This window comes from Nakamurella antarctica (genome assembly GCF_003860405.1).
Classification (GTDB): domain Bacteria; phylum Actinomycetota; class Actinomycetes; order Mycobacteriales; family Nakamurellaceae; genus Nakamurella; species Nakamurella antarctica.
Map to the genome: position 1 here is coordinate 2,933,188 of NZ_CP034170.1, position 24,463 is coordinate 2,957,650.

At 61.6% G+C, this 24,463-nt stretch carries 21 protein-coding genes; 9 read left to right on the forward strand and 12 right to left on the reverse strand.

Annotation, left to right across the window (positions count from 1 at the left end):
• Positions 1-205 precede the first annotated feature (205 nt).
• Positions 206-1,885, forward strand: a complete 1,680-nt coding sequence (locus EH165_RS13170) for a DEAD/DEAH box helicase (RefSeq protein WP_124799854.1) — start codon at positions 206-208, stop codon at positions 1,883-1,885.
• Between the two features lie 67 nt (positions 1,886-1,952).
• Here EH165_RS13170 and EH165_RS13175 read toward each other — a convergent pair whose 3' ends face one another.
• The 3 genes from EH165_RS13175 to EH165_RS13185 all read right to left on the reverse strand — a co-directional run bounded on the left by EH165_RS13175 (position 1,953) and on the right by EH165_RS13185 (position 6,472).
• A complete protein-coding gene (locus tag EH165_RS13175) occupies positions 1,953-3,236 on the reverse strand; it encodes a sensor domain-containing phosphodiesterase (protein ID WP_164479233.1) in 1,284 nt (427 codons plus the stop codon).
• Between the two features lie 155 nt (positions 3,237-3,391).
• Positions 3,392-5,881 (reverse strand): VanW family protein, encoded by a 2,490-nt coding sequence (locus EH165_RS13180; protein ID WP_124799856.1) that lies wholly within the window; start codon positions 5,879-5,881, stop codon positions 3,392-3,394.
• A 51-nt stretch (positions 5,882-5,932) separates the two neighbouring features.
• Positions 5,933-6,472 carry a helix-turn-helix domain-containing protein gene (locus EH165_RS13185; protein WP_164479234.1) on the reverse strand — a complete coding sequence of 180 codons (540 nt, stop codon included), beginning with the start codon at positions 6,470-6,472 and terminating at the stop codon, positions 5,933-5,935.
• A gap of 290 nt (positions 6,473-6,762) precedes the next feature.
• Here EH165_RS13185 and EH165_RS13190 point away from each other — a divergent pair, with 290 nt between their 5' ends.
• The gene (locus EH165_RS13190) at positions 6,763-7,335 is read left to right on the forward strand and encodes a peptide deformylase (protein WP_124799858.1); all 573 of its coding nucleotides are present in this window, start codon (positions 6,763-6,765) and stop codon (positions 7,333-7,335) included.
• A gap of 30 nt (positions 7,336-7,365) precedes the next feature.
• A complete protein-coding gene (locus EH165_RS13195) occupies positions 7,366-9,609 on the forward strand; it encodes a bifunctional alpha,alpha-trehalose-phosphate synthase (UDP-forming)/trehalose-phosphatase (protein ID WP_124799859.1) in 2,244 nt (747 codons plus the stop codon).
• Positions 9,610-10,620: 1,011 nt separating this feature from the next.
• Here the strand turns inward: EH165_RS13195 and rpmB are convergent.
• Genes rpmB through rpmG form a run of 4 tightly spaced genes read right to left on the reverse strand, consistent with a single transcriptional unit; the run spans position 10,621 to position 12,303 of the window.
• Positions 10,621-10,857, reverse strand: a complete 237-nt coding sequence (gene rpmB / locus EH165_RS13205) for a 50S ribosomal protein L28 (protein ID WP_124799861.1) — start codon at positions 10,855-10,857, stop codon at positions 10,621-10,623.
• A 41-nt stretch (positions 10,858-10,898) separates the two neighbouring features.
• Positions 10,899-11,021 (reverse strand): type B 50S ribosomal protein L36, encoded by a 123-nt coding sequence (ykgO, locus tag EH165_RS13210; protein ID WP_124799862.1) that lies wholly within the window; start codon positions 11,019-11,021, stop codon positions 10,899-10,901.
• 30 nt (positions 11,022-11,051) lie between these two features.
• Positions 11,052-12,137, reverse strand: coding sequence for a GTP-binding protein (locus tag EH165_RS13215; protein ID WP_124799863.1), 1,086 nt, complete (start codon positions 12,135-12,137; stop codon positions 11,052-11,054).
• A 1-nt stretch (position 12,138) separates the two neighbouring features.
• A complete protein-coding gene (gene rpmG, locus EH165_RS13220; RefSeq protein WP_124799864.1) occupies positions 12,139-12,303 on the reverse strand; it encodes a 50S ribosomal protein L33 in 165 nt (54 codons plus the stop codon).
• 121 nt (positions 12,304-12,424) lie between these two features.
• Here rpmG and EH165_RS13225 point away from each other — a divergent pair, with 121 nt between their 5' ends.
• The 6 genes from EH165_RS13225 (at position 12,425) to EH165_RS13250 (ending at position 17,114) form a co-directional block, all read left to right on the forward strand.
• The gene (locus tag EH165_RS13225; RefSeq protein WP_124799865.1) at positions 12,425-12,682 is read left to right on the forward strand and encodes a type B 50S ribosomal protein L31; all 258 of its coding nucleotides are present in this window, start codon (positions 12,425-12,427) and stop codon (positions 12,680-12,682) included.
• Positions 12,682-12,846, forward strand: a complete 165-nt coding sequence (gene rpmF, locus EH165_RS13230; protein ID WP_124799866.1) for a 50S ribosomal protein L32 — start codon at positions 12,682-12,684, stop codon at positions 12,844-12,846. Before EH165_RS13225 ends, rpmF begins: the two co-directional genes overlap by 1 nt.
• A gap of 82 nt (positions 12,847-12,928) precedes the next feature.
• Positions 12,929-14,107, forward strand: coding sequence for an ABC transporter substrate-binding protein (locus EH165_RS13235; RefSeq protein WP_124799867.1), 1,179 nt, complete (start codon positions 12,929-12,931; stop codon positions 14,105-14,107).
• 36 nt (positions 14,108-14,143) lie between these two features.
• The gene (locus tag EH165_RS13240; protein WP_124799868.1) at positions 14,144-15,202 is read left to right on the forward strand and encodes a FecCD family ABC transporter permease; all 1,059 of its coding nucleotides are present in this window, start codon (positions 14,144-14,146) and stop codon (positions 15,200-15,202) included.
• Positions 15,199-16,236 carry a FecCD family ABC transporter permease gene (locus tag EH165_RS13245; RefSeq protein WP_124799869.1) on the forward strand — a complete coding sequence of 346 codons (1,038 nt, stop codon included), beginning with the start codon at positions 15,199-15,201 and terminating at the stop codon, positions 16,234-16,236. The genes EH165_RS13240 and EH165_RS13245 overlap by 4 nt, the downstream gene beginning before the upstream one ends.
• Complete coding sequence (locus tag EH165_RS13250; protein WP_124799870.1) at positions 16,233-17,114, forward strand: ABC transporter ATP-binding protein; 882 nt, start codon at positions 16,233-16,235, stop codon at positions 17,112-17,114. The genes EH165_RS13245 and EH165_RS13250 overlap by 4 nt, the downstream gene beginning before the upstream one ends.
• Here the strand turns inward: EH165_RS13250 and EH165_RS13255 are convergent.
• Genes EH165_RS13255 through EH165_RS13275 form a run of 5 tightly spaced genes read right to left on the reverse strand, consistent with a single transcriptional unit; the run spans position 17,111 to position 24,398 of the window.
• On the reverse strand, positions 17,111-18,871 hold the full coding sequence (locus tag EH165_RS13255; protein WP_124799871.1) for an ABC transporter ATP-binding protein: 1,761 nt from the start codon (positions 18,869-18,871) through the stop codon (positions 17,111-17,113). The two genes, EH165_RS13250 and EH165_RS13255, sit on opposite strands and share 4 nt — an antisense overlap.
• A complete protein-coding gene (locus tag EH165_RS13260; protein ID WP_124799872.1) occupies positions 18,871-20,601 on the reverse strand; it encodes an ABC transporter ATP-binding protein/permease in 1,731 nt (576 codons plus the stop codon). Before EH165_RS13260 ends, EH165_RS13255 begins: the two co-directional genes overlap by 1 nt.
• 10 nt (positions 20,602-20,611) lie before the next feature.
• Positions 20,612-22,009, reverse strand: a complete 1,398-nt coding sequence (locus EH165_RS13265) for a YcaO-like family protein (RefSeq protein ID WP_124799873.1) — start codon at positions 22,007-22,009, stop codon at positions 20,612-20,614.
• Entirely contained in the window at positions 22,006-23,559 is a 1,554-nt protein-coding gene (locus EH165_RS13270; RefSeq protein WP_124799874.1) for a CocE/NonD family hydrolase, read from the reverse strand. Before EH165_RS13270 ends, EH165_RS13265 begins: the two co-directional genes overlap by 4 nt.
• Positions 23,560-23,561: 2 nt before the next feature.
• The gene (locus tag EH165_RS13275) at positions 23,562-24,398 is read right to left on the reverse strand and encodes a hypothetical protein (RefSeq protein ID WP_124799875.1); all 837 of its coding nucleotides are present in this window, start codon (positions 24,396-24,398) and stop codon (positions 23,562-23,564) included.
• Between the last annotated feature and the right edge of the window lie 65 nt (positions 24,399-24,463).

Consider the following 24,463-nt stretch of genomic DNA (forward strand, 5'->3'; position numbering starts at 1 on the left):
CGTACGTGCGAGAGATCTCACCGCCCAGCGAATGACTTTTCCTCACCCCGCGGGTAGTGTCATCGCCGTGAGACGTCCCAACCGGGAACTCACGGTCGTTGCTGAAGGTGTCAGAACTAGCCAGACATCCTTTCCTTCCCTGAGCTTTGCGGGTTGGCCAGCACCACGGCCACCGCACAATAAAGCTAAGGATGTTCCTTTTTTCATGCCCCCTTTCCGTACCCCCGCACGTACCAACAGCATCAACACCGGTAACGACAACTCCGGCGGCCGTGGATCGCGTCCCACCCGTACCGATCGCGCCGACCGCACTGAAGTTCGCGACGGCCGCAGCACGCGTCCCGCAGGCAAGTACGCCGACCACACCTCCGAATCCGCAGCTCCCTTTGGTGAGCGCCCGGCCAAGCTCAACCACGATGGCAACGCCCTCGTCAGCCGACCATCCCGCCCGGCGGGCTCGGTCCGCAATGGCCGCGGAGCTGGCGGAGCAGGCCGCCCAGCACTATCAGGCGGTCGCGGCAACGCCCCCGCAGCAGGCCGCAACTCATCCGGTAGGAGCGACAACGCCCCCCGCAACCCACGTTCGGCCAAAGCAGGGGATGCCACCCGCGAGCGCCAAGCGCTGGATCGCCAGGAGCGCAATCGCGAAAAGGGTGCCGGTACCCGCGGTACCGCAGCAGCCAGCAAAGCCGTTGCCAACATTTTCGCCAGCGAGCAGCTTGTCACCGAATCCGATGGCCGTAGCTTCCTCGAACTCGGCGTTCCGGCACATCTCATCGAGGTACTGCACGACCTCGGGGCCGACTCACCATTCCCGATCCAATCCGCCACATTAGAAGCAACCCTGTCGGGTCGCGACGTTCTTGGCCGTGGCCGCACCGGATCCGGTAAAACGATCGCATTCGCCATCCCGCTCGTCACCCGCCTCACCGGCGGGGCACGCCGCGCCCACAAGCCGCGCGGCCTGGTGCTACTACCGACCCGCGAGCTCGCGCTGCAGGTCGAGCGCACCATCGCCCCGTTGGCCCGCGCCGCGGGCCTCAAAACCGTCGTCATCTTCGGCGGCGTCGGCTACGGATCCCAAACATCTGCGCTGCGCGCGGGCGTCGATATCGTCATCGCCTGCCCCGGTCGCCTCGAGGACCTGATCACCGGCAACCACGTTGACCTTTCTGATGTTCAGGTCACCGTGCTTGACGAGGCCGACCACATGGCCGACCTCGGCTTCCTGCCGGGTGTTCGCCGGCTGCTCCGCGCCACTGACCCCAACGGCCAGCGGCTGCTGTTCTCGGCGACGCTAGACAACGGCATCTCGGTCCTGGTCAACGATTTCCTCACCGACCCGGCTGTTCACGCTGTGGACGGCGAGACATCAACGGTGGAAACGTTGGAACACCACGTGTTTGCGGTCAATGCCGCCGACCGCGGGCAGGTAATTCGTGAGCTCGCGAACTCCGGTGCCAAACGACTCCTGTTCACCCGCACCAAGCATGGCGCCAAGAAGTGGGCCGAGCAGCTGAACAAGGCCGGTATCGCCACTGTTGACCTGCACGGCAACCTGTCGCAGAATGCCCGCGAGCGCAACCTCGCCGCCTTTTCCTCCGGTAAGGCAAAGGTGTTGGTAGCTACCGACATTGCAGCCCGCGGCATCCATGTCGACGATATCGAACTGGTGGTTCACCTGGATCCGCCCAGCGAGCACAAGGCCTACCTGCACCGCAGCGGCCGCACCGCGCGCGCCGGCGCCGCAGGCACCGTCATCACCATCATGTTGCCGGAACAAAAGCGCGACGTCGCACTGCTGATGAAGCAGGCTGGCATCACCGCGACCAGCAACGTGGTCACACCAGGCTCGGAGATCATCCGCACCATCGCCCTGAACTAGACCGACACGAAGAATGGCCCGGTGGATTCCTTTCCGCCGGGCCATTTTTCGAATGCGAAAGCTTGAGTCAGCCAGCTATCTCGATCGATGTGGCAGGTACGGCACGGGACCACAGGTAGCCTTGCCCAAAACTGCATCCCATCTCTGCAGCGCGTTGAGCTTGAGCTGCGGTCTGGACGCCTTCAACGGTGGTTGCTAGTCCAAGTTCGGCAGCAAGCGTCATCAGGGACCGCAACACCGCCCTGCCCTCCGGTAAACCCAGGGCAGCGGTGACGTCGCGGTCAACTTTGATGCCGTCGATCTGGAACAGCAGTAGCGATTCCAACGACGACCATCCCGTACCAAAATCGTCAAGCCACACCTTAAATCCGCTGGCGCGCAAACGATCCACCAAGCTGCTCGCCTGTGTTGCGCGGGTCAGCCTCGTGGTTTCTGTCAGCTCAATGTTGATCAATCGGGTATCGATGCCTGCCGCCGCGAACAGCGCAATGAGCACGTCGATGTCCGCACTATTTTCAAAATGCCGAGCGGACACATTCACATTCATTGTGAGCTTGGGGTCGGTCCGATGCCACCTTCGCAGGTCGATCACAACCTGCCGAATAACGCTTCGGTCAAGCTGGACGGCCAGGTCGTGCCTCTCCGCCTGGGCCACAAAATCGACCGGATCACCATTGTGCGGCCAGCGGGCGAGGGCTTCGTAACCAATGGTGGCGCCGGATTCGAGATCCACAATCGCTTGGTACCACGGGACTATTTCACCGTCGGCAATGGCGTTCGCAAGGTGGGCGATCTCTCCGGAAGGCGGCACCGAACCCTCATCCACCCGCCGAACCAATTCGAGCTGGTCCTGGACAATGGCGGCAAAATTTCGCAACACCTCAAGCTCTGGGCCTGTTACCTCTCGAGCCTGCGGGCTCACCACACAGAGGGTGCCGATGATGAGCAACTCTCGTCCCAGGATCGGCACGCCAGCATAACCGCCGGCGGCGCTGTCCCGCTGAACCGGGAGGCCGCACAACCGTGGATCATCTTTGATAGAAGTCACCGTCACTGCCGCATTTGCTTTGATGACGAGGTTGCAGATGGCATGTTCTTGGGCCTTGCGCATCACCGGGAAGTTACTGGAGGCAATGGTGTGCTGCATCGCGCCGTCGAGAATATTCACCATGACGGTGCCAAATCCCAGAGCGGCCGCCGCCAGGGACACGGTGTTGGCAAGTTTTGACGCTACGTGAGCACTGGAAAAATGGCCACTGGAAACCTGGCCGCTGGAGACGTAGTGCCGCGCAGACTCGGCCCGCGCAAACTCACGCGCATCATCAGGTAGTACCGGTGTCACAACTGCCATCACTGTCCCAACCGGTCTGCGCCTATGGCGCTGCACTCGGAAAAAGTTACCCCTGAGCATATTGCTCATCTGCCCAAAGGGGGCAGACTGCACTCCGAACGATTTCGAAATTGGCCCTCCGTGCACACCCTGACAGCGACTGATTTCAGCGCCGATCAGCCGCCTGGCGCAGGCGGTGTCGGCGGTGTCGGCGCCTCCGGAACGGGCGGGGCAACCACCGGAGCGGGCTCACAGGACACTGCGACTTGGCCGTTGTACTTCGTCGTGGAAGTGACGCTGGAGAGTTCATTGCCGGCGAGGTCCGTGATGGTCCGAGTGTTGTCTACCGAGAAACCGGTTGAGCCGCTCGTCGGGCTACATGTTTGCCCGTAGGGAATTCGCTTTTTAGGAGCGCTGGTGAAGTCGTAGCGATCCCCCGTCTTCGACGTGACTTCAACGGTTTTCGTGCCCCAAATTTTGACCGTGATGTCGTCTTCGGTCCAGACGGTTTGGATGATGATTGCTGTGGGATAGGTGTTTTTGAAGGCGACATCAATCACGCTGGTCCCGTCTTCGGCCTCGAAAACCGTGGCTTCCCGCCCTTCCGGGTAACGCGAGATGTAATACGAATGCGCCTTGTGCTCGACGTCTTGCATACCGGCGAAATAGGACGCGTTGTAGAGCGTTGTCGCGAACTGGGAGATACCGCCGCCGACGGCTTTCGAAGCGACCCCGTCAAGAATGATGCCGGAGTCGATGTAGCCCTGGGCGTAACCGCGAGGCCCGGTAAACCCGTTGAGAGAGAAAGTTTCTCCCGCTTTTACCAACGCCCCGTTGACGGTTTCAGCGGTGCGTTTCACATTCTGACCAGACGCATATGCAAAGCCTCCGGTGGTGAACTCGCCGATTACTTCCTTAATTCCCAGCGCTTCAATTGAAGCGGTGGTGACGGTTGGCGGCGTTACTGTGTACACCACGGTGAGGACATGTTCGGGTGAGCGCAGGGCGGCATTCACCGCCGCGTCAGTCGCTGGCCAGTCCACCACCCGGCCGTCGACGCCCGGGGTCAGCAGCGGCGCGTCATTCACGATCGCGATGGACGCATCCGCGGGGCTGGTCTCGGTAGCCGCTACGGCAGCTTCGTAGTTCGCTTTGATGGCCGCGGTATCTGCCGTCACGGCAAAGCCAGCTGCAGAGTCAGGTGCGACACTCAACGCTGCTGCGAGGACGTCTACGCCAACCGTGAGCGGTGTACCTGCGGCATCCACCGTCAGTGGCGCTGCCAGGATGGACTTTATTTCGTCCGCAGCTGTCTTGACGCCAGCGGGCGAGGATCTGACGGGCGATTGCGTGGCGGGCAATTCCGCGCCCGCAAGCGCTGTCGGGTCCCCGGTGGCCCACGCATCTTGAATCAACTTCACAGATGCAGCAATGTCCAGTTGCTCACCAATGACGGGCTCTACCACCACCACCTCGGTTCCGGTCAGAGTCACCGAACCCTCAACGGCGGGCACGTCGGTAGTAGCGGCGGCTTGCTGCACCCAGGCGCTCAATCGAGCTGAATCGGACGCCACCACCAGGGGGTGCTCAGATTTATTGCCAAGCAGGGCTTTCAGCCGATCCACCGGGTTTGCAGTGCGAGTGCCAACTGCCGCAACAGAGCTAGCCAGGTCCACACGGAGTCCGGCGTCAGCGGGATCCAAGCTGACCGGCCGGCCGTGAGCCTTGAGCGCCACCGCTGACTCGTAACGCGGACTGATTGCCTTCTCAAGCGCCTGCTCCGCTTCCGCAACCGTGAGGCCGCCGACGTCGACCCCACCGATTGAAGTGCCTTGCGAGACTTGATCTTTCGTGACGATCCAGTCGACGAGGTAGGCGCCGCACACTAAGAGGATCAGAGATGCCGCGATGATGAGCGGGATGATCCAGCCCCGCCGCTTTGATGCGGCGGTGTGGTCTTCACCGAATTCGTCTGGCTCGTACCCCATCCCCTCTTCGCTGCCGAAAGCTCCGATCGGCGGCGCGTGCGCGACATACTCCTCGCCCGGTTCACCGAGCGATGTGGCAGTAAACTTTGCAGTGTCCGCGTCGCGGGGGTGCGACGCCGGGTGCGTAGTCGTGGTGGCCGCTAAGGCCGCCGAAAGCTCAGCCGCACTAATGAAATCGGTCGGCGATTCGTCCGCTGGGCTCAGGGCGATCTGCGCCGTGATCTCGGCAGCGTTCAGTTCCTCAGCTCCGGGTTCGGGCGCATCTGATGCGGCGGCCGAAAAAACAGCGGCTGGTTCATCATTCGCAAGCCACGGGCCTGCTTCGGACACCGCCGCGGCCGAGCTGTCCCGGGCATCTTGAGTAACCAGAGCATCTTGAGTAACCGGGGCATCTTGAGTAACCGGGGCATCTTGAGTACCTGAAGTGGTCTGGGACGGCGACGACTCCACCGCTGCGGCTGCAGAGTGTGCGGGCACGCCCCCGGAGGCATCTCCCTGGGGCGCACTACGCTCCCACGGCGCCTGGCGCTGTTCTCCGGAGAGCCTGGAGTTGATGTCTGCGCCAGCGGCGCCGCTGGTCTGGCCGACGGTTTCGTCCGGTCGGTCCGATTCGTTGTGCTGCAAAACCCATCCTTGCTTTTTAGTGAAGTCCGCTGCGAGTGAGAGGCGCGGTTTCACCCATCCTCCCTGATAGCAGGCATAGATGTGGCGCGATTCCCACCATCGGAGCTAATTCGATATCTCAACACCCGACGTATTTCGCGGGAAATTTAACATTCTACGTACATCGCCGACGCTGACCTGCATTAACTCTGCCAGCGCGGTCTGGGCGTCGAAGTCAAGAGTAACTATTTCAGTGCAGGTGTTATCGAATGCTGTGGGCCGGGATAAACCGATCCATCGACGCACCGGCTCGAGCCGGACATCAGCACTGTCCATCAGCGGCCGAACGGCAACGTGGATCGAGTCTTCGTGGCCGGTTCCAGCGGCACCTGCGACTTGCTGTTCGACGTCGGCCACGATCCTGGACAGGTCTTCGCCGAGCGCCCTGGCGATAACCCATAAAACATCGATGCGGAGCGAGCGGTGGCCGGTTTCGTAGTTTGCCAACGCCGCTTTCGAGACCAAGCCGTCGGTACGACGGGCGACGTCGGCTTGGGTAAGCCGCTGTCGGCGACGCGACTCGCGCAGCTTCTCTGTCACAACACTGGAGAATCTGAGCTGATCGTCGCCCGTCAACCGCGCGAGTCCCGTTTCCGATTGAATCACTGAATTACTCCGCCACTGTCTGTATACATTCTCGATGTCTTTCCGATGAATGTCACTCTAACGGCCTATTGATAGAGCGGCAGCCCACTAAAGAGTGAAACTTTTTGACTGGATGTGATCACAGCGGGTGCAAGTGCTCTGCTTGCTTACCTTGGATGAGGCGGCCAACTGACGACGCCCGGGTATCCCACAGGCGAGCCATCGCATCGACGTTGTTGGTCAACCCCCCTACTTATGTGCGGGCGCCTTCCTGCGTGAGACCGCTCTCGCCAAACCTTTAAGATTTGCCCATGAGCATCCGTCCCATCGTTATCTGTGGGGAACCGGTTTTACACCGGCCGACCACGCCTGTCACCGTCTTCGACGCCGAACTCCAGCAGTTCGTGGAAGACCTCTTCGAAACCAACACCGCAGCCCATGGGGCAGGGCTTGCCGCCAACCAAGTTGGCGATAACAGGCGCGTCTTCATTTACGACTGCCCAGATGACGAAGGCGTGCGGCACCGCGGCTACGTGATCAATCCGGTCTTGGAGACCACCACCATTCCGGAAACCATGCCCGACCCCGATGACGACTGGGAGGGCTGCCTTTCAGTGCCGGGCGAGAATTTCCCCACCGGGCGCGCCAGTTGGGCGAAGGTGGTCGGCGTCGACTGGGACAACACACCCGTCGAGGTGGAGGGCACTGGATATTTCGCGCGCTGCCTCCAGCACGAGAGTGATCACCTAGACGGATACCTCTACATAGACCGACTCGTCGGCCGCCATGCCAGGGCCGCAAAAAAGATGGTGAAAAAGAACGGTTGGACCGAACCGGGGAGCTCCTGGATGCCCGGAGTGGACGAAGACCCGTTCGGCCACTGAAAATCCCGCGTCCGTAGGGTGATGGAAGTGATGAGCCCAGAAGTAAACGATCAGGCAGCCATGGTGGTGGTGGCCAACAGGTTGCCTTTCGATTTTGAAATGCATGCCGACGGGACTACAACCGCCAAGCAATCCCCCGGCGGTCTCGTCACCGCTCTCGAACCTATCCTGAGTCGCCGCGAAGGGGCATGGATCGGTTGGACCGGAGCGGCCGACCTCGAACTAGAACCTCAGAAGGCCGACAACCTCAGTCTGTATCCGATCATGCTCACTGCAGCGGAGGTGAAGGACTACTACGAGGGGTTCTCCAACGCAACACTGTGGCCGCTGTATCACGACGCCGTAGCCGAATCCCACTACGACAGGGCCTGGTGGCACACGTATGTCGCTGTCAATCAGCGCTTCGCCGAATCCGCGGCACAGGTTGCGGCGCCGGGCGCCACCGTCTGGGTGCACGACTACCAACTGCAGCTGGTGCCCGCGATGCTGCGCGAGCTGCGCCCCGATGTGCAGATCGGCTTCTTCCTCCATATTCCGTTTCCGCCTGGCGAGCTGTTCAACCGATTGCCATGGCGCAGGCAAATCGTTGCGGGGCTGATGGGCGCAGACCTCATCGGTTTCCAGCTTCCGGGGGGCGCGAAGAACTTTGTGCGGCTAGCTCGCACCCTGCTGGACGCGGATGGCAAAGGTCACCACCTGCGGTATGAGGGCCGCACCGTCAAGGTGGACTCCTTTCCCATTTCCATTGACTCCGCTGGGCTTTCGAGGCTCGCGGCAAGTCCCGTGGTGGTGGCGCAGGCCCAGAAGCTGCGCGCGGAGCTCGGCAATCCTCGCAAAATCATCCTCGGCGTCGACCGCTTGGATTACACCAAAGGCATCAACGTTCGGCTGGCCGCGTTCGCAGAGCTGCTGGAAACGCGCGACCCCAGCGTCGACGGCGCGGTGATGGTGCAGATCGCCACCCCCAGCAGGGAACGACTCGATTCCTATATCCGGATGCGCGAAGAGATCGAGCGTCAAGTCGGGGCCATCAACGGCAACTACGGCCGCATCGGCTCCCCTGTGGTGCACTACCTGCACCAGTCCCTGCCGCGGGATGAGCTATCCGCTTTCTACGTCATCGCCGACGTCATGACGGTGACGCCGCTGCGTGACGGAATGAACCTGGTCGCCAAGGAATACGTGGCGTCGAGGGTGGACGGCGGTGGCGTGCTGCTCCTCAGCGAGTTCACTGGCGCAGCCCACGAACTCAAATCAGCGCTCATGGTCAACCCGTACGACACCGACGGCGTCAAAGATTCCTTACGAGAAGCGTTGACAATGAGCGATTCTGAGGCGGGCCGTCGAATGCGGCTGATGCGCCGCCAGGTCCTGGCCCATGATGTCGACAGGTGGGCTGAGCGCTACCTTTCCGCGCTGGAGGGCAGCCGAAATGTGTTGGCGAAGAACGCGGCGCACCTGCCTGCCGACGTTCTCCTGTCGGTAGAGGCCATTGCAGACACTCCACGGCTGCTGGTCGCCGTGGATTTCGACGGCACCTTGGCGCCGATCGTTGACGACCCCGCAATGGCCGCGCCGAATCCCGATTCCATGGTTGCTCTGCACTCGCTCGCAGCCATCGCCGGAACCGAAGTTGCCATCATCTCCGGACGTGCGATGGCGGTGCTTCCCGAGTTGCTCGGCGGCGATCTGAGCGCCTTCCACCTCGTGGGAAGCCATGGCGCAGAAGGGGTTGCTGCCGCTGGTAGCACTCGCGGAAGCGAGATCCTGACGCCTGCCGCATCTCAACGGCTGGTCCAGCTGCGCCGGGAGCTACAGGAGCTGACGGCTGAGTTTGCCGACATCAGGTTGGAGATGAAACCGGCCGGCGTCGCCGTGCACCTGCGCGGCTCCGACGATCGCCACGCGGAAGCGGTCACTGCCAACATCGAACTCGGCCCCGCCACGTGGCCTGGCGTTCACGTGCTCCGAGGCAAGAAAGTGATTGAGCTGACGGTAATCGGGGCCGATAAGGGTCAAGCGCTAGATGCGTTGCGTCGCCGGTTCCGGGCGACTGCGGTGATCTTTATTGGCGATGACATCACTGACGAACACGCCTTCGCCACGTTGGGCGGATCCGACTTGGGGGTCAAGGTCGGCCCGGGCACCACGACCGCCCGCACCCGGATCGACTCCCCGGAGACGGTGGCTCATCTGCTGACGGTGCTGCACATCGTCCGCGAGCAGGCCAGCCACCGCCTCGCGGCGGGCTTCGCGACAGGTTCGGCGGGCTAGGTCGGTTGCGCTGCCCTTGCCGGGCGTGCCCGCGTGCCGGGTCCGCGTGCCGGGTCCGCTTGCCGGGTCCGCGTGCCGGGTCCGCGTGCCGGGTCCGCGTGCCGGGTCCGCGTGCCGGGTCCGCTTGCCGGGTCCGCGTGCCGGGTCCGCTTGCCGGGTCCGCGTGCCGGGTTACCCCGCCGAGTGGTCGCTGAGCCCCGGAAATCCGGCCGCGGACGGGGCTGAGCGACCACTCGGCCGGAAATGTCGGAGAAGAGGCCCCCAACCCACAGCCACTCGGCTGGCAGCGGAACAACCCCATCAGCCAGTAGCTACCGGCATATTCTTCGTATTCGGCTCTCCCAAGCAGCCGGGCACGCAATTCCGACGGCCTCCGCAGATACTTCCAGCCCCACATTGCTCGGCCGCGGACGCTGGATTCGTCATCGAACCGCAGTCTGGCCAACAGTGGCAGGACAGTCTCGCCGCCTAGAAATGCCAAAGTTTAAGCGGCTGTGTTGCGAACTGCGGGATCGTCATCGGATTCAAGGATCCCCACGAGCGCGGTATAAGCGGCCCGCCTTACCGACCGGGTTGGAGCCCTCCCGTGTCCAAACGTTTTACCAAGTGCCTCCGCAGTCGACCCACGAACGCCCAGAACCGGATCCTTCAAGGCCTCGATCAGTGGGTTCACCGTCGCCCAGCCCCCACCCGGAATAGCCAATCATGTCGCAAATCAGCTCACTGACAGGGGATTCAACGCTGACGACGGCGCCAGGATTTTCGCCTCCACGCTGGAGCCGGTCTCCAGCCGCGCCCGAGTGCTGCGGCCCGCAGCCGGGTCCGGCAACAGCTCTTGAGGCCGCTCAAGAAAATCTACTATTTCCTCAGATGAGGACTACAGGTGTCCCACCTGCTTCCCCCAGGAATCGTCCATTAACCCCGCCGAGTGGTCGCTCAGCCCCGGAAAACCGACCGAAGACGGGGCTCAGCGACCACTCGGCCGAAAATCCGCCGGGCCACAGAAGCGGCTTAAAGCTTGTCGCCTCTCGCAAGGATCTGAGCTACGACCGCATCGATGCCTAGCCGGTCGATCACACCCAATCCTTTGGCGCTGACCTGCAGACGCACCACCCGGCCCAAACTGGGGACATAAAAGCGCCTCCGTTGGATATTGGGGTTCCAGCGTCGGGAGGCGCGAACGTGGCTGTGCGACACGTTTTTGCCGAAACTTGGCGATCGTCCAGTTACCTGGCAGTGAGCAGACATTGTTGTCCTTCGTCGTAATTGTTTCTATGTCGGGTCAGGCTTCAGCCCTGCCGGGCTTTCCATTTCGGATTCTTCTTATTGATGACGAACGTCTTGCCGTGCCTGCGCACAACGATCGATCCCTCTTTGAGTTTCAGCGCCCGCAGCGATGCTCGTACTTTCATTAGTTTTGCTCCTTCGGTGATGAGTGGGTGTTAAGCAACTGATTCGGCCTCGCCCAGCCAGTCGTCCAATTCGTCTCCCTGTTGAATCCAGTGCTGGCGTCCTTTGGCGAGTTCCGCCTCGGTCATCACGATTCGATCGAAAGTAGACCGGATCCGCATCCGGTCATCATCGATGCCGGTGAAGATCAGTTGGGTTGATGGACGAGTGCCCTCCCATGAGCCAGCGTCGCCGACACTCACCTGGCCGCCCGCGCCATCCCACATTCCTACAGTGACCGGACGACTGGCCAGATAAAAACGGCCACGGCTGCGGATACGCCCAGCACCCAATTTCTCGATCATCTCGAAGAACCTGCCCGGGTGGAAAGGTTTGCTGGACTTCAAATTTAGGGACCAGACGCCATGGGCATCGCCCGCCGTGGGCGGCTGCACGCAACGGGGGTCCAGCCTTGCCTCGGCGTTAGTTCGGCGGTGGCGGTTGGCAAATAGCGCGTGGGCATCGATCTCGAAAAGGTCTTGCTGCCCGCTCTTGTGTCCGCGGAGGTGCTGAACCATGGTGAGACCTGCTGCGTCGTCGCCAACGGTGAGCGTGAGGTCGGCTTGTCCGATCTGTGCGGCCAGCGCTTCTCCGACACTGCGATTGTCATCGCGGCCAATCGATAAGGCGCGCTCGATCAACAGGTCATCACCCATCAGGTCGGGGATCAGCTGCGCCGAATCAACCACCGTGATCGCCGCTCTCAGCGAGATGCCCAGCTCCCGCGCAGTTCGCACGTCCGCTAGCGGCCGGGTCACCGGCGTAGATTCCGCGGTCAGCGGGGAGAGCAGAATAATTCGTTTCCATCTGTTCTGCTCAACGAGGTCGGCAATTGCTGGCAACATGTCCTCGCGAACGGCACACCCCATGCACGTGTGATCCAACATCTGGCTTGACCGCTGGACAACACCCGTCTCATCGCTAACCACCCGGTGCAGTTCACCCGAATCGGGATCAAGATCCTGCCGGAGCACCACAGTGCCTGACGACCCGCTCATGGCGGCGAAAACTGCGGAGTCGCGCAACACCTGATCGATGGTTGAGACAACGATCAGCGGCATTAAGCCGGCATCTGCCATGTCAGCGCTCCTCTTTGAACTCGACGTGGCGCCGGATCTTCGGGTCGAACTTTCGCAGAACCAGGCGGTCCGGATCGTTGCGACGATTCTTGCGGGTCACGTAGGTGTAGCCCGTTCCGGCTGTGGACTTTAATTTCACGATTGGCCGAATCTCGTTCCTTGCCAACACATTTCCCTTCTGATGGGTTCGTTCGATCCGAACCGTCTATTGTTAACGATACTCGTTCTCGTTACTGTTACAGTAGCACTCGACTATCCCAACCTCACCACTCTCAGGAGCAGCACTCATGAAACCCGGCATCCACCCCGCGTACAGACCTGTGGTCTTCCGCGACGCCACGACCGGCGAACAATTCCTCACCAAATCCACGGCTGACAGCGATAAGCAGGTCGTGTGGACAAACGGCAACACCTACCCACTCATCACTGTGGATGTCACCAGTGCCTCCCACCCGTTCTGGACAGGAACGGCCAGAATCGTCGATACAGCGGGCCAGGTGGAGAAGTTCAATCGCCGGTACGGCCAACGAAAGCGAGCCATCTAATGGCCGTCCCGAAGCGGCGGAAGTCCCGCTCTCGCACCCACTCTCGCCGATCCCAGTGGAAGACGACGGCTGCGGACTTGGTGCCGGTCACCATTTCTGGAAAGCAAGTTTTGATTCCGCGAAGGCTGATTACTTTCTTCCATCGGCACCCAGAAGAACTCTGAGGTCGAGCCCTCCACGAGTCCGCGAGCGGGTCTGATCACCATCCGGTTTCGCAACAAACCCCCTACTAGCTTGGAGAACATCATGATTTCCCCGCACTTCTACGCCGCTACCTCAGGGCGCCGGTCATCAAGCCGGTCACGACACAAGGCGCCGAAGGTCCTGTGGGCCTCGATGGCCATCATCGGACTCGCTGTGGCTGGCTGCGGGACCGCAACGGAAACACCCACCGCCGCATCCAGCAGTTCAGTTGCTGTTACCTCAGAAACGAGTAGTGCTCCGGCGTCCACCTCATCTTCAGCAGCCGCCGAAAGCATGAGTTCAAGCGCCGCCGAAACCTCGGCTGCCATGAGTTCGGAAGAGGTTTCCGCTAGCGCTCCTGGCATGGAAGGTGGCAGCGCCACCCCCGTCACCCCGGTGCTTTCAATCACCAACGCCGACGGCACAGAAATCACCTTCGACAAGATCCCCGAGCGAATCGTCTGCCTCACCGGGCTCTGTGACGACGTGCTGTTTGAACTAGGCTTGGTTCCGGTGGGAACCAGTACTCCAGGACTTCTGGCATTGCCGGAATACCTTGGTGCTGAGAGCGCTTCGATCACTTCCATTACCGGAAGCTTCGGCGGCGAGGATGTCGAGTCCATCGCTGCTTTGACGCCAGATCTCGTGGTGGGCTTGGCCGGGGCGCACGACCAAATGAGCCCGTCGGTGGTGCAATTCGCTCCGCTGCTTTTATTGGACGTCACCAGCTACGAGGACTCGATTTCCTACCTTCGCTCGTTTGGCGCACTTTTGGATAAAGCAGACGAACAAGTGATCGCCGAAAACTCCTTCAACGCTAGCCTTGCGAAAGCGCGAGAGGCTAGCAGCGCTGGCGGCCTGAAGAAAATGAAAGCGTTGACGATGTACGCAAGCGGCGGCGGCACCGGCGTTAATACCTCTGACGACCTGCTCGGCGGACTGATGTCAGAGATCTTCGAATACCCATGGCCTAATAAGGGTGGCGGCTGGGACACTGCACAGGCATACAGCACTGAAGAAATCCTTGCGGTGAACCCAGACATTATCTTCATCCAGTCGTTCACCGCTGATGCAGCAGCTCCCAAATATTCGCAAGAGCTGGCTGATAACCCGGTCTGGTCCCGAATTGCTGCTGTGCAGTCGGGCAAGGTGATCGAGGTCGACACCGCACTGTGGACCGCGGGTCGCGGACCACGAGCGTTGAGCCTCGTCCTCGACGAGGCAGTGGCTGCAGCCTCCTAACGGTCGATCGGCGAACTGCACTCGAAATAAGTACACATGACTTATCGCCGTTGGGCGGTGATCGGCATGGCCATCGCGTTAATGGCCGTGTCGGTTGCCGCCCTCTGCATCGGTAATCCAATGCTCGCCCCTACCAGCCTATTTTCCGTTCTGGGCCAACCCGATTCCTTGGAATACGTGGTTCTTTTCGAGCTCCGCCTGCCTCGCCTCTTACTCGGCGCCGCGGCTGGCGCCGCCTTCGCAGTTGCAGGTTTACTGCTCCAGGAATCGTTGCGTAACCCGCTGGCCGTGCCAGAACTACTCGGTGTGGCCCCGGGTGCGGCTCTGGTGGTCGCGACCATCGTCGTGCTGGGAATCCCGGTACCCACAGCGTGGTTGCCAGTACTGAGCCTCATCGGCGCGCTGAGCGGAGGCATACTCACGCTGAGCATTGCTCGCCGAATGACCACCCCGACCGCCGTATTGCTGGGTGGTTCTGCGGTCTCGGCCGCACTCGGCGCTTTGGTGGTGGCGGTCGTAGCGATGGGCGAACAGCTGCAGATCCAAACCTTGTTGCGCTATCTCAGCGGCAGCCTCGCCGGATTGACCTGGCCGCAGGTCAGCCCGAGCCTGATCTGGCTGCTCTGCTTGATCCCCCTCACCGTTTTGGCGGTCCCTGCTCTGGGCGTGCTCCGGCTCGGCGAGGAGGTGGCGGCCAGCCTAGGGATCAAGGTGTCTAGAACGAGACTGTTAATTCTGTTTCTGGCAGCGTTGCTGGTAGCCATTCCAGTATCGGTCTGCGGTCCCATTGCTTGGGTCGGCTTTCTGGCGCCACATCTGGCCCGTCGGTTGTTCCCGCTCGCCAGCGCGAAGGTCTGGATTCCGATGAGCGCGCTTGCTGGCGCTGTCTTCACCACCACCGCAGATCTCGCTGCGCGCACTGTCTTTACTCCACTGGAAACCCCCGTGGGCGGTTGGACAGCAATCATTGGAGTGAGCGTGGGCGCAGTCCTGCTGGGCCGCCGACGCCGCAATGCACGTCACAGCAGTGCAGGTCGCACCAGCGCAGACAAGCAACAAGCTGTTACTCCTGCGATCGACGGCCCCGGAAGATGAAACTCGCCAAGAAGTCTTTACTCGGCTCGGGGGAGACCCGCCATGGGCGCACCGTGGCGGTGCTGGTCCTGCTGGCGTTCTTGGCCGCGATGGCCGACCTCATGTTGGGCCGCGGCTTTTCTGTTCCTCGATTTATTCCTGCTCTGTCCGATTCCAGCTCGGTGGAAGGTCAGATCCTGCGCCTGGTGCGCCTTCCACGAGTGGCGACCGCGGCCTTGAGCGGCGCCGGGCTTGGTGTTGCGGGGTTGATCCTGCAGGCTGTGCTGCGTAATCCACTGGCCTCCCCCGAACTCACCGGCGTCAACCCAGCAGCAGTTCTCGGAGTGATAGTCGCTATTAGCTTTTCCCTGGTCAGGCTGGATTCGGCGATGGGCCTGCTTTCAGCAGCTCTGATCGGCGGCCTGCTGGGGGGGGCTATCAGCTATCTCTTGACCAATCGGCTCGGCTCGCACCAGTTGATCCTGGTGGGCGTGCTTACAGCCGCCGTAACCGGCGGGGTGACGGTGTTGTTCCTGTCGTTGAACTCTTCCCAGTTCGGCAATGTGCTCCGGTGGCTCGTCGGGTCGGTGGACGGCCGAACCTGGGAGAACCTCCGGTACGCCGCGCCCTGGATACTGGCATGGATACTGGTAGTTGCGCTCTTCAGCGGTGTCCTACCTATCATCGCAGGTGGCGACTCCCATGCTGCCGGCCTCGGCGTTGCCCTGCTGGCCGCCCGCGGACTGCTGCTTTTTGCCGCGGTGGCGTTAATCGCCGGTTCCGCGGCCTTGGCAGGCGCCATTAGCTTTATCGGTCTGGGCGTGCCACATATCGTCCGAGCACTCGTCGGCGGCCAATCGCGGTGGGCGGTGCCCGCTGCGGCGCTGGTCGGGTCGATCTTGCTGTGCGCCTGCGATGCGCTCGCCCAATTCGGTACCGGCATTATCGCCGCCTCCGACATATCCCAACGGGCCGGACTTCCTGCCGGGGCGGTAGCCGCGCTGATCGGCGCGGGCGCCCTGGTGTGGGCGGCCAGAAAGCTTGATAAGCAATGACGGCGACAACGCGACCACACCACACCGGGCGCTGCGTGCTCTCGGCGCAGGGCCTCTGGCTCAATTACTTGCCGGCTAAGTACGCACTGCCGGATGACGATGTCCGCTGGGTGCTCAAGAATGTGAGCGTGCAGGTACGCGAGGGTGAGTTTCTTGCCTTGGTCGGCATTAATGGATGTGGAAAAAGTAGCCTCCTGCAGGCGCTCTCCGGTTTGATGAAGGCACATCGCGGCGAGGTGACGTTGGATCTGCCTGACGAACAACCAGCGCGGTTGGCCGACATGTCCAGGCGCTCCATCGCCCGAAGGATCGCTACCATGCATCAGGTGCTGCCGCCGATGCCCGGGGTCACTGTCACGCAACTAGTGGATCAAGGGCAATACCCGCATCGGGGTGCCTTGGCCATGCTTGGCCGGCCCAGTGGGGGCGCTACGGCGCAAGCAATTGCGGCGGTCGGCATGACTGCCTTCGCCCATCGCGCGCTGGATTCCTTATCCGGCGGTGAACGGCAACGGGCCAGGCTGGCGCTAGCGCTGGCACAAAAAGGCCGGGTCCTTCTCCTAGACGAGCCCACGGCCCACCTAGATATCCGGCATCAACTCGAGATGCTCTCATTGATCAGGGATCTGCAGCGCAGTCATGGACTCACCGTGGTGATGGTGATTCACGATCTTGATCAGGCTGCCCGATTTGCGGATCGGATCGTAGCGCTGACCGAAGGGCAAGTCTCCGCCGACGGGCGGCCGGAGGACGTCCTGACCTCACAACTGCTGGCCGAGGTCTTCGGGGTTCGGGGGCGAGTCGAACGGGACAAGGCCACCGATCGGCTGCATTGCTTTCTCGATGAGCCGGTTTCCCCTGGCGTCGAACGCGATTAGCTCGGACTCACCTCATCAGCATTGAGGAGCGAACGCAGTGCCGATTCGCCGTGCATTAACTCATCAAAGCTGCCCTGCTCCAGAACCTTCCCACCGCCAAGGACGATAACCCTGTCTGCCCTGGCTATGGTGGATCTGCGGTGGGCGATGATCAGGGTGGCTCGGCCACTTTTGCCCACCTGCATGGCCTGGGCTAACTCCAGCTCACTTGTGGTGTCCAAGTTGGCCACCGCTTCGTCCAGGATGAGCACCGAGGGCTCCACCAATAAGGCGCGGGCAATGGCAACTCTGGCGCGCTGCCCCCCGGACAGAGTGACGCCACGCTCCCCGACCATCATTTCTAGGCTGTGGTCTCTGGCTGTTACGAAGCCGCCCAACTGGGCGGTCTGGACCACCGCAAGGACTTGGGCATCCGTTGCCTCAGGTCTCCCAAGACGAACATTGCCCGCGAGCGAGTCGGCGAATAGATCGACATCCTGAGGCACAGCGCTCACCGCGGCGCGCAGATCGTTGTCGGCAAGGTACCGAATATCGGTTCCGTTGAGGAGGATCTGCCCATTGTCCGGGTCCCAGAACCGCTGCAATAAACTCATTGCGGTGCTTTTCCCTGCGCCAGAATGGCCAACCAGTGCCACCACCTCACCTTGGTGCACGCTGAAGCTCACTCCGGTCAACACCGGGTCTGCCTGCCGATAGCCAAACTCGACACCGACAAACTCCACCATTGGCACCGCGCCCGCAAACTTGCCCAATGGCTGCGGCTTGGGGTCTTGCGGCGCCGAGTCCGGGGCGTCCATCAGCGCAAAAATTCGGGTCGCCGACGCGCGCAGCACTCCCATATCCCGCAGTGTCACCGCCACCCCAGCGGCCGGCGCCAGCACGGCGCCCACCAAGGCCAGTACGACAGGGGCTGCTGCGGCGTCCACCCGCCCGTCTCGTACTCCGAGCATCAAAACCAACAACGACAACACCGCAGCCCCAGAAACCAAGAGCTCGGTCAACGATCCTTCAGCAGCGCTCCGGCGAACTCCCGACATCCCTACCGCATTCAGATCGCGAGTCTGGGCGAATAGCGCCTTTCGGCGCCTCGGCAACGCTCCGGCCGCGGCTAATTCTGGTAATCCTTGGATCGTGTCGACGATTTCTGAGGTCAGTGCCGCGGAACCGGCCCGCAACGCATGACCCTGACGGTCTGCTATCCGGCGCAACCACCAAGGGACGCTCATCAGGGCCAAGGCAGCCGGAATTGCAACCCACAGCACTTCAGGGTCAATCAACGCTACCCCGGTGAGACCGCCGGTGACAATCACGCCCGCAACAAAGATCTGCGCAAAAACGTGGGCGTAAATCCACTCCAAACTTTCAATATCTTGGACGGCGGTGCTAGATAGGTCGCCGCTTCTCCGGCTGGCCGTCCGGCTGGGAAGGGTTTGGCGAAGCCGATCAAAGAGCCGCACTCGGAGCGAGGCCAGCACGACATAGGCCAAGTCGTGGGCGACATACATCTCCCAGTAGGTGCACCCGGCGACCACCAGCACGCAGAACCCGATCACCCACACCAGCAGCAACGCGTGCCCGGAGAAGACTTCGAAGTTCGGCACACTGACGGCCTGGCCGGCGAGCCAGGCACCGCTTACCGCTGCAACCACCGTGCCTACTTGGGCCAGCAGGTTGGCCACCAAAGCTCCGACGAACTTGCCTCGATACTCACTGACCGCTGGCCACAGCCGCCGCACCGCTTGCCAGTCCCCGGCCATCAGACCCGCACTTCCTGAGAGTTCAGCAAATCTACAAGAGGGCCAGGCCGTCCGCGGAGATCCACCGCAGCGCCCTGTTGCACGATGCAGCCATCGTCAAGCACCACGATGTCGTCGGCCTCTGCGATAGTGCTGAGTCGGTGCGCGATCATCAAGCAGGTTCGGCCTTCCCGAACACCTTTGAGCGCTTGGACGATTTCGAATTCGCCAGCGGTATCAACATGCGATGTCGCCTCGTCCAGAATCAGCACCGGTGCATTCCGAAGTATCGCCCGGGCTAGTGCCAAACGCTGGCGCTGCCCACCGGACAGCGACTTGCCACCCTCGTCCAAAACCGTTTCATACCCTTGTGGTAACTCACGAATAAACTCATCGGCTTGCGCCATCCGGCATGCATGTTCAACCTGCTGCTCGGAAGCATCCACCGCGCCGAGACGCAGATTCTCTCGGACAGAAATGTTGAATAGGTAAGTGTGTTGATTCACCACGGCCAGACTCGCCCGCAGTTCCTCGATTCGAAGTTCTCGGATGTCCATTCCGTCAAACAGGATTGAGCCGACGTCCGGGTCATGTGTGCGACCGAGCAACGACACGAGGGTCGATTTACCTGCGCCGGAGCGCCCGACGATCGCGGTGGTTCGCCCGGCTCTGATGGTGAGGTCCAGCCGCTGCAATGCTGGGGTTCGCGCTCCCGGATAGCTGAACTGGACGTCTTCAAAGGTGATGGTCGGCGGGGTTCCCGCCTTCCACGGAGCCAGACTGGTCCCAGAGTCAGCCACGGTCGGCTTCGCACTGAGTAACGCGGTAATCCCGTCTACCGCAGTGATTCCGAGATACCCTGCGTGCCACGCTTTCCCAAGATCTCGCACCGGCCTGAAGCACTCGAAAGCGATCAGCAGAACCAGGAACATCAATGACGCCCCACCTTCGCCCCTGCCTACCGCAACTGCGGCCAGCACTACGGCCGCCGAAGTGCCCGTCTGCACTAGCAGCGCCGTCATTCCGCTCTCTGTGAGCGAAAGTTTCAACTCTGCCATGGTGTCTTGGTACAGCGTGTGCGAGCGTTCTTCGAGTGTGTCCCTGCGTCTTTCGGCGGCACCGAACGACCTCAGTGTCGTAATCCCTTGCATTGCCTCCAGGTAGTCGGCTGAGAGATCGGTGTAGGCCTGCCAGCGTTGTTTGCCCGTGGCCATCAATTTCAGATCCTGCAATCTGGGCACCGTCAACACCAGGACAATGCAGATCAACAGCACCCAGGCGATAGTGGTGTTCAGGGTGAACATCCAGGCGACCAACGCGGTCGGGACCAGCACGGTGACAACAACCTGTGGCAGGTAGCGGCTGTAATAAGGATCAAGTCCGTCGACCCCGTCAGTCAATGTTGCCTGCGCAGCTCCGGCTCTGGCGTGGCTCAGGTAGGCCGGGCCAAGGTCGGCCAGGGCGGCCACGAGTCGATCCCGTAAGCGGGCCCGGATTAAACCGCCGGCCCACGTTGTCACGACCTCGCGGACCCAGATCACGCCGGTTCGAAGGACGATGAAAATCAGGGCGAACGACAGGTAGCGGATCGCGCCGTCTGCGCTGCCCTCGAAGAGCTCGGTGAGCGCTTGTGCGACCAAAAGCGCTTGAGCGATATAGGTGCCGGACACGATCAAACCCATCAAGACACAAACGGTCATCGGCCACCACACCCGCCCGGCTAGTTCGAGAAGGCGTCGGTGAATCATCATGGTGAGATCCTCAATTGTGCGGCGGTGGAGTCAATGTGACATTGGCCAGCTTGGGTCTAAATCCAGAGCGGCCGTGCGACAGCGCTATCTCCGTCAATCGTTGTGTTCCGAGGTACGGATAGGCAGCTGGCGCGTTGGGCAGGAGGCCGGGAACAATCACCCGCGCCACAGCTAGCGGGGTCTGAGCCACATCCGCCGTGGTGAGATCGATCGTCACCGGATGAAAGTTGTCGCGGTGGAGCGCTTCCTGAAATTCCTGGGTGTCGCCCGGGGGGAGGCTAGCGATATCGACCGGACGCCGACCGTCACCCCTGAACCTTTCCAACATCGGGTGTAACCGGTCATCTAGCCACAGCTGCGTTTGGGCCGCGAGATCTTTGATATTGCAGAAGTTCTCGCCGACATCGTCGAGATAGCGTCGGTCAGCCCGATAGGGCAAGTACGACTTCGGCGAGAATGCTCCAGCGGCGACGGCCTGGAAGCTGGCGCCATCGGCTGCTGTCAGCCCCGAGGTAGCGATCCACACCTGCAACGCCTCCTGGATAGCCTTCCGGCCTGCATGCTGCGGATCAGGGTGGCTGGAGAATCCGGCGGCCGGGATCTTGGCGTCGTTGTCAAAAATCAAAGCGCCCAGCACGGGCAGTCCGAACTCCGACGGGAGGCTCACCAGCGTTACCTGGAATGGACAGCCGGCCCAATCGTCGCGGAAACCTTCAATGCTGAACGGGTCCACCGATATTGCCGGTAACCCAAGCAGCCACCAGGCGACTACGGCGTCACGTTCGATGCATTCGGCGAGCGCCCGCTCCGCAGCATCTGCCAGTCCCGCGCCGGTGGCGATCCCCGCGTAATTCAAATGGTTGGTGCGCGGCTCATTTCGGCGAGAACCCTGGTGCCAGTTCAGGTACACCCACGAACCGGGGACCAGAACCGGCTCCCGCTCGGGGCTGAACCCGCGCGCCCAGAGCACCTCCATAGTGTCGGTGAATCGCTGGTAGGCAAACCCTGGCTGTTGATGTTGTTCCACCGAGAAGCTGGCTAGCTGTCCGGCACCCACCACGTGATGTCCAGCGGCCCGCAATGCGGCAGCGGTCCCCCGCTCCAGATCAAGCGGAATGTTGTTGCCGCAGTATCTTTCGACACCTTCACCCAACGCTGCCATCCATGCGGCGCGACGATCACCGAAGGAAGTCCCAGCAGAAATCCGGTCTGCTAACCAGACGGCAAACTGGCGGGTATCAGAAACAGATGCGACACAACTGACGAAGTTTCGGGGTAGCCCCGTCATCGCAGGGAAATCACTGATCCGTTTTACGACCCCGCAGATCGGATCGACCAAATCTTCCACTGGGCGCAACTTTTGGCTGGCCGGCCGATCGATGGCGCCGATACCTGCGTGCATAGTCATTTCAGTAGTTCGCCTATCAGCTCGTCAACGGTCAGGTCCGAGGCTGTGCCAGTAGCTATGCAGACACGAATGTGAGCCGGCGCTTCTACCGATCTGGTTAACGGGTGCAGTTCGCTGACGCGAAGCGCATCCTCGCCCCGCTGCCCGTCTCGCGGATACAGCGGAAATTGGTGCCCACTCACCTGGACGGCGAGGTGGCTACCGAATCTGACGCGTTGGCTCACCCTGGGAATCGATATCCGCAGATTCGTTCGGTCAGCGGTGCGGATGATGCCGTGCCCCAACTGCACCGATTTGCCGTTGCTGCGGCATTCGATGACTCGAATCGCCCAATCCAACTGGACGCCGTCGGGTAGTGCCGCGTGGACTTGTCCCAGTTCGACAGTGAGCGTTCCGATCAAGTCCAGATCCTCCAAAAATGGGTCTGTTGTCAGCAGCGCGCAATCCGAACGCGCCATGAGGTCGCCAACCTCAGCCGGTCCCATTGCGCTGGGATGGGGGTCGGAGGGATCGGCAACGAAATCCGAACGATGCACCGAAAGCTCCAGGTGGGTTTGCCCTTGCTCTGTCGGCGGAACAGAACGCCATTGTTGGCAGGATTCCACGGCCGATAACCCCACCCTGCCCGCAGGAGCTTCGCCATCGAGAACTCGCATCACCCATCCGAGAAGCGCTGCCACTGCGGGAATCTGATGCGCCCGCTGCCGAGGCCGGGCCCCATTGCGATCGCGGTGTTTCAGGCCGAGATCATGTTGCCAGGTGTTGATCAACAACCGCGCCGACTCATTCGGCCATTGCCGCCACAGTTCCACCGCATCATCGCAATAGACATCGTAAAGTCCCGCCAGCACGATCAACGGTGGCACTGAGACCCTGGTATTCACCCGGCCCGACGACGTCATTCCAGGTGCTGTCCACCCGTCGCGACTCGTCTCCCAAGCGTCCGCGAAGCCGGGTAGGTCTACGCCCAGGCTCTCAGGGAGCTCCGCTACCGGCAGATGACGCAGCACATCCGGTCGGTGGCGGAGCAAGGCATCTAGTATCGGGCCACGGGTGGTCGACTGATCCCCTTGACTGCTCCACCACCAAGCATGCGCGAAAAGCCTTGGCACGCCGGAAGGCTCGCGAATTGTGTGCGCTAGCGAAAGCGCCGGAACTGTCACCACGACACCCCATAGATGGTCGCCAGCCAACCGGGCCAGTTCCACAGCGCAATGGGCACCATAAGAGCTGCCGTAGGCAATGACGCGTCCATCACTCCAAGGCTGCTGCTTGATCCACGCCAAGGTATCGCAACCATCGAGCCCCTCGTTAACATAGGGCTGCCAACGCCCGCCGGACTCATATCGGCCGCGAACATCTTGAATCACCGACCCCACACCCTTCGCGGCCCAGGAAAACGCCTCGGCCATGTGCGAACTGGTGGAGTAAGGCGTCCGGACCAACAGCACCGGATGCGGTCCGGCGCCGGCCGGCAGCACCACCTGGGTGTGCAACTGCGTGGAAATTCGGAAATCGCCCATCAGGCGAATGGCAGCGGGGGCCGTCATTGTTAACGATCCCGACGTTGGGCGGGTGGGATCACCAGAATCGGGTGATCCTGGCTAATGAGTTCGCGCAGATCCACGACTCGCAACCGTTGCGACGCTTCCACTGTTTCTCCTGGTCTGGAAGTCGCCCAGTCCCGAAGGTCGTTGAACAGCAGATCGGCCACCAGGCCGCCCGCAGCGGCCGACATCAAGTAAGGCTCACTGATGCCGTCGCCGTGCCACAGGGATAGCTGCGCATCTGGGTGAGCCGAAGCCGCCAGCCTGCGCGATCGAACCGCCCGATGATCAACTGCGAGCGGACCAAAAGCCAGAGGTTCGAGATAGGCAAGCGCTCCCTCCACAGAGACCCGGAGCCACGCAATGCCAGCCCCGATCAGGAGATGCTCCTGGTCGAGCCAGAGCTGAGGAGCAACGTCGTCAGAGCACCAACACAGAGCGGACACATCGAGGGCTTGGGCTTCTTTTGGGTCTACCACCCGGACAAGTTCGCAGCCTGCACGTTTCAGCAGAGCAGCCAGGCCGTCGGCGATCTGACCCGATCCGCCCAGCCCAATCCGACGGCGTTGAGCAGACCAACTCGTACCGGATTTGTAACCGGCGAAACCGCGTTGCGCCATGGCTTGCCCGAAGGCAGGCATGCGCAATAACTTCTCAAGTACAACTGTGTCGCTGCCAGCCGCTGATGTCGAGTGATAGTCCTGGGTATTCAATCCCAGCGTGCCAAGATTCACTGCGATCAGCTCACCATGGGGCAATCGAATGGTCGGCTGTCCACCGGTCAGAAAGAGCGCGTGCCCGGGGGTCAGCAGCAGCTGCGGCTCACTCGACTCGTACTTCATGGCAACTTCCTGATTGCGTGCGTAAAGGGACAAATTTTCTCAATCTGGTTTAGGACTGCACCTGC

What these genes read in the sequence shown, in the direction of transcription:
- EH165_RS13170 (WP_124799854.1), top strand. Translation starts at nt 206, where the DNA reads ATGCCCCCTTTCCGTACCCCCGCACGTACCAACAGCATCAACACCGGT.
- EH165_RS13175 (WP_164479233.1), bottom strand. Translation starts at nt 3,236, where the DNA reads ATGGCAGTTGTGACACCGGTACTACCTGATGATGCGCGTGAGTTTGCG.
- EH165_RS13190 (WP_124799858.1), top strand. Translation starts at nt 6,763, where the DNA reads ATGAGCATCCGTCCCATCGTTATCTGTGGGGAACCGGTTTTACACCGG.
- EH165_RS13195 (WP_124799859.1), top strand. Translation starts at nt 7,366, where the DNA reads ATGAGCCCAGAAGTAAACGATCAGGCAGCCATGGTGGTGGTGGCCAAC.
- rpmB (WP_124799861.1), bottom strand. Translation starts at nt 10,857, where the DNA reads ATGTCTGCTCACTGCCAGGTAACTGGACGATCGCCAAGTTTCGGCAAA.
- ykgO (WP_124799862.1), bottom strand. Translation starts at nt 11,021, where the DNA reads ATGAAAGTACGAGCATCGCTGCGGGCGCTGAAACTCAAAGAGGGATCG.
- EH165_RS13215 (WP_124799863.1), bottom strand. Translation starts at nt 12,137, where the DNA reads ATGGCAGATGCCGGCTTAATGCCGCTGATCGTTGTCTCAACCATCGAT.
- EH165_RS13225 (WP_124799865.1), top strand. Translation starts at nt 12,425, where the DNA reads ATGAAACCCGGCATCCACCCCGCGTACAGACCTGTGGTCTTCCGCGAC.
- rpmF (WP_124799866.1), top strand. Translation starts at nt 12,682, where the DNA reads ATGGCCGTCCCGAAGCGGCGGAAGTCCCGCTCTCGCACCCACTCTCGC.
- EH165_RS13235 (WP_124799867.1), top strand. Translation starts at nt 12,929, where the DNA reads ATGATTTCCCCGCACTTCTACGCCGCTACCTCAGGGCGCCGGTCATCA.
- EH165_RS13240 (WP_124799868.1), top strand. Translation starts at nt 14,144, where the DNA reads ATGACTTATCGCCGTTGGGCGGTGATCGGCATGGCCATCGCGTTAATG.
- EH165_RS13245 (WP_124799869.1), top strand. Translation starts at nt 15,199, where the DNA reads ATGAAACTCGCCAAGAAGTCTTTACTCGGCTCGGGGGAGACCCGCCAT.
- EH165_RS13250 (WP_124799870.1), top strand. Translation starts at nt 16,233, where the DNA reads ATGACGGCGACAACGCGACCACACCACACCGGGCGCTGCGTGCTCTCG.
- EH165_RS13255 (WP_124799871.1), bottom strand. Translation starts at nt 18,871, where the DNA reads ATGGCCGGGGACTGGCAAGCGGTGCGGCGGCTGTGGCCAGCGGTCAGT.
- EH165_RS13260 (WP_124799872.1), bottom strand. Translation starts at nt 20,601, where the DNA reads ATGATGATTCACCGACGCCTTCTCGAACTAGCCGGGCGGGTGTGGTGG.
- EH165_RS13265 (WP_124799873.1), bottom strand. Translation starts at nt 22,009, where the DNA reads ATGACTATGCACGCAGGTATCGGCGCCATCGATCGGCCGGCCAGCCAA.
- EH165_RS13270 (WP_124799874.1), bottom strand. Translation starts at nt 23,559, where the DNA reads ATGACGGCCCCCGCTGCCATTCGCCTGATGGGCGATTTCCGAATTTCC.
- EH165_RS13275 (WP_124799875.1), bottom strand. Translation starts at nt 24,398, where the DNA reads ATGAAGTACGAGTCGAGTGAGCCGCAGCTGCTGCTGACCCCCGGGCAC.